The sequence below is a fragment of the Serratia proteamaculans genome (genome assembly GCF_008830365.1).
GTDB lineage: Bacteria > Pseudomonadota > Gammaproteobacteria > Enterobacterales > Enterobacteriaceae > Serratia > Serratia proteamaculans.
Genome location: NZ_WBKI01000003.1, coordinates 484,056 through 495,989 on the forward strand (window position 1 = coordinate 484,056; position 11,934 = coordinate 495,989).

General features: G+C 53.3%; 10 protein-coding genes, 1 tRNA gene and 2 rRNA genes. 8 read left to right on the forward strand and 5 right to left on the reverse strand.

Annotated features, from left to right (window positions below; all coding sequences use genetic code 11):
* Window positions 1–16: 16 nt before the first annotated feature.
* The 4 genes from cutA (at window position 17) to F8R23_RS15825 (ending at window position 2,873) form a co-directional block, all read left to right on the forward strand.
* A complete protein-coding gene (gene cutA, locus F8R23_RS15810; protein WP_099065432.1) occupies window positions 17–340 on the forward strand; it encodes a divalent cation tolerance protein CutA in 324 nt (107 codons plus the stop codon).
* Window positions 316–2,022, forward strand: a complete 1,707-nt coding sequence (locus F8R23_RS15815; protein ID WP_129935282.1) for a protein-disulfide reductase DsbD — start codon at window positions 316–318, stop codon at window positions 2,020–2,022. Before cutA ends, F8R23_RS15815 begins: the two co-directional genes overlap by 25 nt.
* A gap of 40 nt (window positions 2,023–2,062) precedes the next feature.
* The gene (locus F8R23_RS15820) at window positions 2,063–2,638 is read left to right on the forward strand and encodes a transcriptional regulator (RefSeq protein ID WP_129935284.1); all 576 of its coding nucleotides are present in this window, start codon (window positions 2,063–2,065) and stop codon (window positions 2,636–2,638) included.
* Window positions 2,639–2,797: 159 nt separating this feature from the next.
* Window positions 2,798–2,873: transfer RNA gene (locus F8R23_RS15825), tRNA-Phe, on the forward strand.
* Window positions 2,874–3,417: 544 nt separating this feature from the next.
* Here the strand turns inward: F8R23_RS15825 and F8R23_RS15830 are convergent.
* A complete protein-coding gene (locus F8R23_RS15830) occupies window positions 3,418–4,164 on the reverse strand; it encodes a sulfite exporter TauE/SafE family protein (RefSeq protein ID WP_151415798.1) in 747 nt (248 codons plus the stop codon).
* Window positions 4,165–4,328: 164 nt separating this feature from the next.
* Between F8R23_RS15830 and actS the strand changes: the two genes are divergently transcribed.
* The gene (actS, locus tag F8R23_RS15835; protein WP_099065733.1) at window positions 4,329–5,078 is read left to right on the forward strand and encodes an amidase activator ActS; all 750 of its coding nucleotides are present in this window, start codon (window positions 4,329–4,331) and stop codon (window positions 5,076–5,078) included.
* A 66-nt stretch (window positions 5,079–5,144) separates the two neighbouring features.
* Here the strand turns inward: actS and gltP are convergent, their stop codons facing one another.
* Window positions 5,145–6,461, reverse strand: coding sequence for a glutamate/aspartate:proton symporter GltP (gene gltP, locus F8R23_RS15840; protein ID WP_129935288.1), 1,317 nt, complete (start codon window positions 6,459–6,461; stop codon window positions 5,145–5,147).
* An 821-nt stretch (window positions 6,462–7,282) separates the two neighbouring features.
* On the opposite strand from gltP, the gene acs reads away from it, so the two are divergent.
* The 3 genes from acs to actP all read left to right on the forward strand — a co-directional run bounded on the left by acs (window position 7,283) and on the right by actP (window position 11,292).
* The gene (acs, locus tag F8R23_RS15845; protein WP_129935290.1) at window positions 7,283–9,241 is read left to right on the forward strand and encodes an acetate--CoA ligase; all 1,959 of its coding nucleotides are present in this window, start codon (window positions 7,283–7,285) and stop codon (window positions 9,239–9,241) included.
* Between the two features lie 90 nt (window positions 9,242–9,331).
* Window positions 9,332–9,643, forward strand: coding sequence for a DUF485 domain-containing protein (locus F8R23_RS15850; RefSeq protein WP_112347862.1), 312 nt, complete (start codon window positions 9,332–9,334; stop codon window positions 9,641–9,643).
* On the forward strand, window positions 9,640–11,292 hold the full coding sequence (gene actP / locus F8R23_RS15855; protein ID WP_151415799.1) for a cation/acetate symporter ActP: 1,653 nt from the start codon (window positions 9,640–9,642) through the stop codon (window positions 11,290–11,292). Before F8R23_RS15850 ends, actP begins: the two co-directional genes overlap by 4 nt.
* Here actP and F8R23_RS15860 read toward each other — a convergent pair.
* The 3 genes from F8R23_RS15860 to F8R23_RS15870 all read right to left on the reverse strand — a co-directional run.
* Entirely contained in the window at window positions 11,284–11,586 is a 303-nt protein-coding gene (locus F8R23_RS15860; RefSeq protein WP_151415800.1) for an alkaline phosphatase family protein, read from the reverse strand. The two genes, actP and F8R23_RS15860, sit on opposite strands and share 9 nt — an antisense overlap.
* Window positions 11,587–11,618: 32 nt before the next feature.
* A 5S ribosomal RNA gene (rrf, locus tag F8R23_RS15865) occupies window positions 11,619–11,734 on the reverse strand.
* A 102-nt stretch (window positions 11,735–11,836) separates the two neighbouring features.
* Window positions 11,837–11,934 (reverse strand): 23S ribosomal RNA (locus F8R23_RS15870); the annotation flags it as partial.

Consider the following 11,934-nt stretch of genomic DNA (forward strand, 5'->3'; position numbering starts at 1 on the left):
GATGAGAGGGCTGAAGATGTCTGATTGCGAAGCTGTCGTCATACTCTGCACCGCACCCGATGAGGGCACGGCTCAAGACCTGGCGGCCCGGGTTCTGGGTGAAAAACTGGCGGCCTGCGTCACGCTGCTGCCCGGCGCATCATCGTTATACTACTGGGAAGGGAAACTGGAACAGGAGTATGAAGTGCAAATGCTGTTCAAAAGCGATCGCCGCCATCAAGACGCCCTGCTCAACTACCTGAAACAACATCACCCGTATCAAACGCCCGAGCTGCTGGTGCTGCCGGTGATGGCTGGAGATAAAGACTACCTGTTATGGATCAACGCCTCATTAAATTGATATTCCTGCTTTGCAGCCTGTTTTTTTTGCCGCAGGCGGCCCAGGCATCGCTATTCTCCCAGAACGGCGGCAACCAGTTCGTGCCGGTCGATCAGGCTTTTGCCTTCGATTTTAAGCAGCAGGACCACCAGCTGACGCTGAACTGGCAAATCCGCCCCGGTTATTACCTCTATCGCCAGCAGATTAAACTGGTGCCACAGCAAGCGACGTTAGACTCCTTCGAGCTGCCGCCCGGGCTGAGCCACAAGGATGAGTTCTTCGGCGAAGTCGCCATTTTCAAACAACAGCTGAATCTATCGATCCCACTGCAAAAGGCGGCCAGCGGTGCCAGCCTGAGCGTGACTTATCAGGGCTGCGCCGAAGCGGGTTTCTGCTATCCGCCGGAGACGCGGGTGATCCCTCTGGATGCGGTGAGTGCTTCAACCGCACCGCCGGCCAGCGGACCGGAAGAACCGGCACCCACCAGTCTGCCGTTCTCCCCTTTGTGGGCGCTACTGATTGGTATTGGCATTGCCTTCACCCCTTGCGTGTTGCCGATGTATCCTTTGATTTCCGGCATCATCCTTGGGCGTGAAAAGCCACACAGCAGCGGCCGTATACTGGCGCTGGCGGTGGTTTACGTGCAGGGCATGGCACTGACCTACACGGTGCTCGGCCTGGTAGTCGCTGCCGCCGGGTTGCAGTTCCAGGCGGCGCTGCAACACCCATATGTATTGATTGGCCTGTCAGTGCTGTTTATCGCGCTGGCCCTGTCGATGTTCGGTCTGTATTCGCTGCAGTTGCCCTCTTCGCTGCAAACGCGATTGGCGGGCTGGAGTAACAGCCAGCAAGGCGGTTCGCTGCCCGGCGTCTTCCTTATGGGCGCACTGGCCGGACTGATTTGCTCCCCCTGCACCACAGCTCCGCTCAGCGCGATCCTGCTGTACATCGCCCAAAGCGGCAATATGTGGGCCGGTGGTGGCACCTTGTATCTCTATGCGCTGGGGATGGGAATCCCGCTGGTGCTGGTGACCCTGTTCGGCAACCGCCTGCTGCCACGCAGCGGCCCATGGATGCAGTATGTCAAAGAAGCTTTTGGCTTCGTGATCCTCGCGCTGCCGGTGTTCCTGCTGGAGCGAGTGATTGGCGATCTGTGGGGACTGCGGTTGTGGAGCCTGCTCGGCCTGGCGTTCTTCGGTTGGGCATTTGCGTTAAGCCTGAAGACTTCCCGTGGTTGGGTTCGGGCACTGCAATTATTGCTGCTGGCGGCAGCAGTGATCGCCGCACGACCGCTGCAAGACTGGGCCTTTGGCGCCAACAGCGCACAGCAGGCAGCGGTGCAACACCTGAACTTCACACGGATCAGTAATGTAGATCAGCTCAATCTGGCGCTACAGCAGGCGCAGGGAAAGCCGGTGATGCTGGATTTGTACGCCGACTGGTGCGTCGCCTGTAAGGAGTTCGAGAAATATACCTTCAGCGATGCCAGTGTTCAGGCTAAGCTGGCTAACGCGGTGCTGCTACAGGCCGATGTCACGGCCAACGATGCCGAACAGGTCGCATTGCTTAAGCACCTGAAAGTCTTGGGATTGCCAACGATTCTGTTCTTTAACGGTACCGGGCAAGAGTTAACAACCCAACGGGTTACCGGATTTATGGATGCGACGGCGTTCAACGCGCATTTGCAGAAAACGGTGCAATAAATAACACTGAGGATCGGAACCGAATTTGGAGGAAGCACAAGTGCAACGTGAACACGTCCTTGATACGGCACTGGGGCTGTTGGAACAACAGGGCCTGGCGACCACCACATTGGAAATGCTGGCAGATAAACTCGACGTGCAACCGGACGACCTGAAACGGTTCTGGCCGGATCGCGAAGCGCTGCTGTATGACTGCCTGCGCTATCATGGCCAGCAAATTGATACCTGGCGCCGCCAGTTACTGCTGGACGAGACCCTGAGTCCACAGCAAAAGCTGCTGGCACGCTATGACGTTTTGGAAGAATACGTCAAACACGACCGCTACCCCGGCTGCCTGTTTATCGCCGCCTGCAGTTTCTTCCCGGAAGTGGACCACCCGATCCACCAGTTGGCTGAGCAACAGAAACTCACCTCGCTGGATCTGACCCGCGATCTGCTGCGGGAAATGGATGCCGACGACGCCGACATGGTGGCGCAGCAAATGGAGCTGATCCAGGAAGGCTGCCTGAGCAAACTGCTGGTAAAACGCCAGCTACAGGACGTATCCGTCGCCAAGCGGCTGGCGGAAGATATCTTGCAGGTGGCCCAGTGCCGCAGAAACGGTGCGTTAAGCTAATTCAGTGTGCGGCGGTATACCGCCGCCGTAAAATAATAGCCAACTCGGCACAATTTTCGAACCCTTTGACCGAAAAGCCAGCAACCAGTCGCGTTTTACCTGATTTCATTCACAAAGCCGTTGACTGCCTTCGGCCAATACGGTTTAATGCTGCGCGTTGCCCGGATAGCTCAGTCGGTAGAGCAGGGGATTGAAAATCCCCGTGTCCTTGGTTCGATTCCGAGTCCGGGCACCATCTTTAGAAGAACCCGCCTATGGCGGGTTTTTTGCTTTCTGAGATATGGACTCTGCATCGAACAGGTTCGATTATTCGGCCAGAGGCCTCACCCTACGGGCCAACGCTGAAGCGTTGTTCAACCCGGCGTAAACGCCAGTTGTCCGAGTCCGGGCACCATCTTTAGAAGAACCCGCCTATGGCGGGTTTTTTGCTTTCTGAGATATGGACTCTGCATCGAACAGGTTCGATTATTCGGCCAGAGGCCTCACCCTACGGGCCAACGCTGAAGCGTTGTTCAACCCGGCGTAAACGCCAGTTGTCCGAGTCCGGTCACCATCTTTAGAAGAACCCGCCTATGGCGGGTTTTTTGCTTTCTGAGGTATGGACTCTGCATCGAACAGGTTCGATTATTCGGCCAGAGGCCTCACCCTACGGGCCAACGCTGAAGCGTTGTTCAACCCGGCGTAAACGCCAGTTGTCCGAGTCCGGGCACCATCTTTAGAAGAACCCGCCTATGGCGGGTTTTTTGCTTTCTGAGGTATAACCAGCCTCGCCATCGCCGTCAACTAAAGTACTTAATAATCAACATAGCGCCGGAAGCCAACAAGATCACATTGATGAGCTTGAGGAATTGCTCACGCGACATCTTCAGCGTGAAGTAACGGCCCATCGTAATCCCCACCAGCATGCCCGGTACCAGCACCAATGCCAGCAGTAGTAAATCAACGTCCATATAAACACCAGCCAGGGCAAAAATCGCCACTCGGGTCAGGGTGCTCATACCTATCAGCGTGGTTTGGGTAATACGGAAAGCTTCTTTTTTCTCAATCCGCCCACTGAGATAAATGGCGTAAATAAAACCGCCGCTGCCAAAAAGCGCGCTGAATACCCCGCCAACCAAACCGAAAGGCACAGCCGCCCTGGGTGAAAATTGCCGGTCAGGTTTTAAACCACTGAGTGAATAGAGCGCGTAAAACACAACAAAAATCCCCAGCGCCAGCAACAGGATCTCTGGCCGAGTTTTCAGCAGGATCGCCGCCCCAAGCAGACTGCCGATGACCATTAATGGAATCAGCCGTTTTAGTTCAGGCCATTGAGCGTTCCGCCCGTCGCGACTGACGTTAACTATCGCCGCGCACATATCCAGCAGTGCCAGCAACGGGACGATTTTCGCCACCGGCATATAAAGCGCCATTATCGGACTGGCGACTAACGCGGAACCAAAACCGGCGATGCCGAAGATCACATAAGCCACTAATAGTGTGGCTGCCAGCACCAGATAACCGGAGAGCGTTAAGGTTTCTTGCATATTTGCTGTTCCCAATCCATGAACATTTTGAGCCAAAAGGTAAAACCTTCTGCCTTAGCCCGGCAAAATTTAGTCCATGGCGGCGTTTTTGACCACCTGACCGTTGATGTTACTATAGGCAGATCACAATAGGGCGCGACGACGTTTAAGGACGATATTTGAGTATGGGAAGCACATTCGCTGTATGGCGACTGATTGCCGTGTGCATGATCAGTCTGGGATTACTGGGGTGCGGCTCCGGAAAAAAATCGAACAGCTACAACCGTGATTATGATCAGTTGGCCAGAGGCAGTTATAACGGCAATACCTATACCGTTAAACGCGGCGATACGCTGTTCTATATTGCCTGGATCACCAACAGTGAAGTCAGCGAGTTGGCGCGGCGTAATAAGATCCCCAAACCCTACAACCTGGAGATTGGCCAAAAGCTGGCGCTAAATAATGCGACGGCGAAGAAGGGCAAATCACGCAAAACGCAGTCTACCAGCCAGATTGCAGCCGTAACGCCACCGATCCGCAGCAGTATCAAATGCTGGCGTTGGCCAACCCAGGGCAATATCGTCAGCAAGTATTCCACCGCCGACGGAGGCAATAAAGGTATTGATATCGCTGGTAACCGTGGTCAGCCAGTGTTTGCCGCAGCCAAAGGACGAGTGGTGTACGTTGGCAACCAGCTCCGGGGTTACGGCAATCTGATTATGATAAAACACAATGATGAGTACATCAGCGCCTACGCCCACAACAACACCCTGCTGGTTCGCAACGCTCAGGAAGTGAAAGCCGGGCAGAAGATTGCCACCATGGGCAGCACCGGTACCGACAAGGTGATGCTGCACTTCCAAATCCGTTATCGTGCTACCGCATTGGATCCACTGCGCTTCCTGCCGCCTCAGGGCTCCGCACCCGCATGTTGATCCCGAGATAGACGATAAAAAAACCCGCCACCAGGCGGGTTTTCCAATCATCGCGCAGAATGGCGATTAAGACTCTTTTATCTGTTTCATCTTGCCGGACAAGAACTCTTTCTCGAAGGCCAACGCCTTTTTGCTGTCGAACTGATGCTCCCATTTAGCCACCACCAGCACCGCCAGCGCATTGCCCACGACATTCAGTGCGGTACGTGCCATATCCAGGATGCGATCTACGCCAGCAATAAACGCTAAACCTTCCAGCGGGATCCCTACACTTCCCAGGGTCGCCAGCAACACCACAAAGGAAACACCCGGCACGCCGGCAATGCCCTTAGAGGTAAGCATTAACGTCACCACCAGCACAATCTCCTGGCCCAGGGACAGCTCAATCCCATACAGCTGCGCAATAAAGATGGCGGCAATGCTCTGATACAGCGTCGAACCGTCCAGATTGAAGGAATAACCGGTCGGTACCACAAAGCTGGTGATCGCCTTGGGTGCGCCATAAGCCTCCATCTTTTCGATGATACGCGGCAACACCGTTTCCGAACTGGCGGTGGAAAAGGCCAGGATCAGTTCATCCTTCAGGATACGGATCAGCGTCCAGATACGCAGGTTACAGAGGCGAGCGACCGCCCCCAGCACCACCAACGCAAAGAAGGCAATCGCGAAGTACACCAACAGCACCAGTTTGGCCAGGGGCAGCAATGAGGCGAAGCCAAAGTTGGCAACCGTCACGGAGATCAAACCAAACACCCCAATCGGCGCATAGCGCATGATCATATGCGTGACTTTGAACATGCTTTCGGAAACGGCTTTAAATACCTTCAGCAGCGGCTCTTTGGTTTCTTTCGGCAGTGACGACAGGCCCAGGCCAAACAGCACCGAGAAGAAGATGATCGGCAACATGTCGCCTTTCGCCATCGAGGCGAAAATATTCGACGGGATCAACGACAGAATAGTGGCAACCAGGCTGTGTGAGCCACTTTGCACCTGCTCCGTGGTTTTTTCATACTGCGAGATATCCACCGCGGTCAGCGTCGACATGTCGATACCGTGGCCGGGTTGAAAAACATTAGCCAATGTCAGCCCCACCACAATGGCGATAGTGGTGATCACTTCGAAGTAAATAATGGTTTTCAACCCGAGACGGCCTAACTTCTTCGCGTCCCCCACGCCGGCAATCCCCACCACCAGCGTAGAAATAACGATCGGTACCACAATCATCTTAATCAGGCGGATAAATATATCACCGGCCGGGCTTAGAATATTACTGACTAACCACTCTCGTGATTCAGTTTGATTATGGAGCACCGCCCCAACAATAATGCCCAACGCCAATGCAATCATAATTTGCCAGGCAAGACTGATTTTTACACTCTTCATACCCTAAAAGTCCTCAAAGACTCTTTTCGGCACATTTATAATAACGCGCCGAAAAGAATACTTAATCATTTAATACAGGCTTATGTTAATGACCAGGAAGCGTTCACCTGCCCTTAGTGTGACGCTGTTTAAATCTTTACCATTTGGCAGGCATACTCTGCAAGCCTTGTTTTATCTGGGTTTTGTGCAAAAAACGAACTCACGTGATTTGATTTTTAGTGTCGCTAGGCATAATTTATTGTTATTAAAAGCTTAATTTTATGTGAGGTGAATCACAATAGCATCTGGGATCTTGAGTTTGATACATGATGAAAATGCGTTAACTTTCGTTAATCTTGCATATTTAGTCCGATAGAGATGTTTGTATTCTGTTACATTAACGTTTTCAAAATGAAAATATCCGGGCCTCACAGGCCTCCTATTTAATAGGATGATTCTGAAACCTTCTCCTTATTAGCACTCTTGGCTGACGGCTTGGCTATTAATATCGACATCGAATATTAAAGGTGCTCTACGGTCCGAAAAGGTTTAACAGAGATTTTAATCTCGGCATTTTATATTAACTAATACCGATAAAAAGTGAATTTATTGGCGAGTTGTTTATTCTTTTTAGTTCTTTAGATAGCGCTTTCTGGCAAAAACCGCCTATCTAAGCATTTTGCCCCACCAAGCGGGTGGATGCTCAACGCAAATGAGGCAGAACTATTACAAATCAATATCTTCGTTGCGTGATCTGCCGCGCAAAAAAGAAACAAAGAATCGGAGCAAACTATACTTAACCTTCAGTTGACATATTATTAACAACTTCAAGGAGAAAAGCCATGAGCCAAGTGCATAAACACGCTATTCCTTCTGCAATTGCAGAACACGCCCTGATTAATTCGACACAATATCAACAATATTATCAACAGTCTGTGCAAGACCCAGAAACGTTCTGGGGCGAGCAGGGGAAAATCCTGGACTGGATTAAACCTTATAGCCGGGTCAAAAACACCTCGTTCGATCCGGGCCATATCAGCATTCGCTGGTTTGAAGACGGCACCCTGAACCTGGCTGCTAACTGCCTCGATCGCCACCTGGCTGAACGCGGCGACCAAACCGCCATTATCTGGGAAGGTGACGATCCCACTCAGTCAAAACAGGTGACTTACAAACAATTGCACCATGATGTTTGCCAATTCGCCAACGTGCTGAAAAAGCTGGGCGTGAAGAAAGGCGACGTCGTGGCTATCTATATGCCAATGGTGCCGGAAGCCGCCGTCGCCATGCTGGCCTGCGCCCGTATCGGGGCAGTGCATTCGGTGATCTTTGGCGGTTTCTCGCCGGAAGCGGTCGCCGGGCGCATTATCGACTCCAACTCCAAACTGGTTATCACCGCTGACGAAGGCCTGCGTGCCGGGCGTGCCGTCCCGCTGAAGAAAAACGTCGATGACGCGCTAAAAAATCCAGGCGTAAAAAGCATCGCCAACGTGGTGGTATTCCAGCGTACCGGTAAACCCGGTTACTGGCAGGAAGGGCGCGATCTGTGGTGGCATGAACTGACCCAGGATGTTTCGGCCGACTGCCCACCGGAAGAGATGAATGCGGAAGACCCGCTGTTTATCCTTTATACCTCTGGCTCGACTGGTAAACCCAAGGGCGTGCTGCACACCACCGGCGGCTATCTGGTGTATGCCGCCATGACCTTTAAATATGTATTCGATTATCACGACGGCGACGTGTACTGGTGTACCGCCGACGTCGGTTGGGTCACTGGCCACAGCTATCTGCTGTACGGCCCGCTGGCCTGCGGCGCCATTACGCTGATGTTCGAAGGGGTGCCAAACTACCCGGGTGTTAACCGTCTGTCGCAGGTGATCGACAAGCATCAGGTTAATATCCTGTACACCGCACCGACCGCCATTCGAGCCCTGATGGCCGAAGGTGACAAGGCGATCGAAGGGACCAAACGTGACTCGCTGCGCATCATGGGTTCGGTTGGAGAGCCGATCAACCCGGAAGCCTGGGAGTGGTATTACAATAAAATCGGCAACGGTAAATGCCCGATCGTCGACACCTGGTGGCAGACCGAAACCGGCGGTTTTATGATCACGCCGCTGCCTGGCGCCACCGAACTGAAAGCCGGTTCCGCTACGCGACCATTCTTCGGCGTACAGCCGGCGCTGGTCGATAACCTCGGTAACCCGCAAGAAGGTGCCTGTGAGGGTAACCTGGTGATCACCGACTCCTGGCCTGGCCAGGCTCGCACCCTGTTCGGCGACCACGATCGTTTCGAGCAAACCTACTTCTCCACCTTTAAAGGCATGTATTTCAGCGGTGACGGCGCACGCCGTGACGAAGACGGATACTACTGGATCACCGGTCGTGTCGATGACGTGCTTAACGTCTCCGGTCACCGTCTGGGCACCGCCGAGATTGAGTCAGCACTGGTCTCCCACCCGAAAATCGCCGAAGCGGCGGTGGTCGGCATTCCACATAACATCAAGGGCCAGGCGATTTACGCCTATATCACGCTGAACCACGGTGAAGAACCTACGCCTGAGCTGTATACCGAAGTGCGTAACTGGGTACGCAAAGAGATAGGGCCGATCGCCACGCCGGATGTCCTGCATTGGACAGATTCACTACCTAAAACGCGTTCCGGCAAGATCATGCGCCGCATCCTGCGCAAAATTGCCGCCGGCGATACCAGCAACCTGGGGGATACCTCAACGCTGGCAGATCCGGCCGTAGTCGAAAAGCTGTTGGAAGAAAAACAATCAATGAAAGTTCCGTCCTAATTTCCGCCGCCTCAGGCCGATCAGCGGGAAGTCCCCGATGGTCGGCTTCAAGCGCGGCGGACTCTATCAATACCTACTGGAGATGCTCTGATGAATGACACCATTTATCAAGGGATTGAGGAAAACCCGCGCTTTATAGAATTGGTGCGAAAACGTAGCCGCTTCGCCTGGCTGCTTTCACTGATTACACTGGCACTGTATGTCAGCTTTATTTTATTGATCGCTTTCGATCCTCAGTGGTTGGGCACGCCGATCGCCGAAGGATCTACCATTACCCGCGGGATCCCGGTAGGCGTAGGCCTGATCGTGATCTCTTTTGTGCTGACCGGGATCTACGTATTCCGCGCCAACGGCGAGTTCGATCGCCTGACTGCAGAAATCCTGCGTGAGGTGAAGAAATGAAGCGTTTACTACCTGCCGCCGCTCTGCTGACGCTACCGGGCCTGGCATTTGCCGATGCCATTGGGGGAGAAGTTCAGCGTCAACCCTTGAACATTCAGGCGATCGTCATGTTCGTGCTGTTTGTCGGCGCTACGCTATACATCACCTACTGGGCTTCCAAACGCACCCGCTCACGCCAGGATTATTACACCGCAGGTGGGAAAATTACCGGTTTGCAGAACGGTCTGGCGATTGCCGGCGATTTTATGTCAGCCGCCTCTTTCCTCGGTATTTCCGCACTGGTGTATACCTCTGGCTATGACGGGCTGATTTACTCCATCGGCTTCCTGATCGGCTGGCCAATCATTTTGTTCCTGATTGCAGAACGCCTGCGCAACCTGGGCCGTTATACCTTTGCTGACGTGGCTTCTTACCGACTAAAGCAAAAGCCGATCCGCACCCTCTCCGCCTGTGGCTCACTGGTGGTGGTCGCGCTGTACCTGATTGCTCAGATGGTGGGGGCCGGTAAGCTGATTCAGTTGCTGTTTGGCCTTAACTATCACGTGGCGGTCATCCTGGTCGGTATTTTGATGGTGCTGTACGTGCTGTTCGGCGGCATGCTGGCGACCACCTGGGTGCAGATTATCAAAGCCGTGCTGTTATTGGCTGGTGCCAGCTTTATGGCGCTAATGGTGATGAAATCGGTCAATTTTGACTTCAATACCCTGTTTGCCGAGGCAGTGAAGGTTCATCCGAAAGGCATCGCCATCATGAGCCCTGGCGGGCTGGTGTCCGATCCTATTTCTGCACTCTCATTGGGGCTGGCGCTGATGTTTGGTACCGCTGGTCTGCCGCACATTCTGATGCGCTTTTTTACCGTCAGTGACGCTAAAGAGGCCCGTAAGAGCGTGTTCTATGCCACCGGTTTTATCGGTTACTTCTACATCCTGACCTTTATTATCGGCTTCGGTGCGATCCTGTTAGTCGGCCCTAATCCGGTGTTCAAAGACGCCACCGGGGCACTATTGGGTGGCACCAACATGGCGGCGGTGCATTTGGCCAATGCGGTGGGCGGCAACTTCTTCCTCGGCTTTATCTCGGCGGTCGCCTTTGCCACCATTCTGGCGGTGGTTGCCGGCCTGACGCTGGCAGGGGCCTCTGCGGTATCTCATGATTTGTACGCCAGCGTAATTAAAAACGGCAAGGCGACTGAACGTGATGAACTGCGGGTTTCAAAGATTACCGTGGTGATCCTGGGTATTGTGGCCATTGCACTGGGGATTTTGTTCGAGAAACAGAATATCGCCTTTATGGTCGGGCTGGCCTTCTCGATTGCTGCCAGTTGTAACTTCCCGATTATCATTCTTTCGATGTACTGGTCACGCCTGACCACTCGCGGCGCGATGATCGGCGGTTGGTTAGGTCTGCTGACGGCGGTGATCCTGATGATCCTCAGCCCAACCATCTGGGTGCAGATCCTGGGACACGAGAAAGCCATTTATCCTTATGAATATCCGGCACTGTTCTCGATGCTGGCCGCCTTTATCGGTACCTGGCTGTTCTCGGTGACCGACAGCTCATTGGCCGGACAGCAAGAGCGTGAACGTTTCCGCTTCCAATTTGTACGTTCACAAACCGGCCTGGGTATTTCCCAGGGCAGTTCACATTAACCATAAACCAGCGGGTTCAGCATGCTGAACCCGCTCTTTCTGAGTTTGGGTTCCATCGACTTGTTCAGTGCCACCACCATGATCTGGCGAGACAATCACCAGGGTATCTTCACGTAAATCCTGCCTATCCAACTCACTGAGCAGTGTTTCTATTTGTTTGTCGGCAGTGGCTAATACCTGATAGTACGCAGGACCATAATAGCCATTCACATGCCCGGCCAAGTCGATCTCACTCATGAAAGGCGCAGCGTAGCGGCGTCTGCTCTTTCTTTCGCACACAGCAAAAAGCCTCATGCTTTCGCATGAGGCTTTCGACTTTGTTTGATGCCTGGCAGTGTCCTACTCTCGCATGGGGAGACCCCACACTACCATCGGCGCTACGGCGTTTCACTTCTGAGTTCGGCATGGGATCAGGTGGGACCACCGCGCTATTGCCGCCAGGCAAATTCTGTTTCATTCTCGGCCGTTACCTCAGTAACCACCAGAACCAATCTCGGAACTCGCTGAAAATCATACTCTCAAATCAAAACACTTTTGGTGTTGTAAGGTTAAGTCTCACGGATCATTAGTACTGGTTAGCTCAATGCATCGCTGCACTTACACACCCAGCCTATCAACGTCTTAGTCTTAAACGTTCCTTCA

Coding starts and splice junctions, on each gene's coding strand:
- actS (WP_099065733.1), top strand. CDS start 4,329: ATGGGAAGCACATTCGCTGTATGGCGACTGATTGCCGTGTGCATGATC.
- F8R23_RS15815 (WP_129935282.1), top strand. CDS start 316: ATGGATCAACGCCTCATTAAATTGATATTCCTGCTTTGCAGCCTGTTT.
- F8R23_RS15860 (WP_151415800.1), bottom strand. CDS start 11,586: ATGAGGCTTTTTGCTGTGTGCGAAAGAAAGAGCAGACGCCGCTACGCT.
- actP (WP_151415799.1), top strand. CDS start 9,640: ATGAAGCGTTTACTACCTGCCGCCGCTCTGCTGACGCTACCGGGCCTG.
- acs (WP_129935290.1), top strand. CDS start 7,283: ATGAGCCAAGTGCATAAACACGCTATTCCTTCTGCAATTGCAGAACAC.
- gltP (WP_129935288.1), bottom strand. CDS start 6,461: ATGAAGAGTGTAAAAATCAGTCTTGCCTGGCAAATTATGATTGCATTG.
- F8R23_RS15830 (WP_151415798.1), bottom strand. CDS start 4,164: ATGCAAGAAACCTTAACGCTCTCCGGTTATCTGGTGCTGGCAGCCACA.
- cutA (WP_099065432.1), top strand. CDS start 17: ATGTCTGATTGCGAAGCTGTCGTCATACTCTGCACCGCACCCGATGAG.
- F8R23_RS15850 (WP_112347862.1), top strand. CDS start 9,332: ATGAATGACACCATTTATCAAGGGATTGAGGAAAACCCGCGCTTTATA.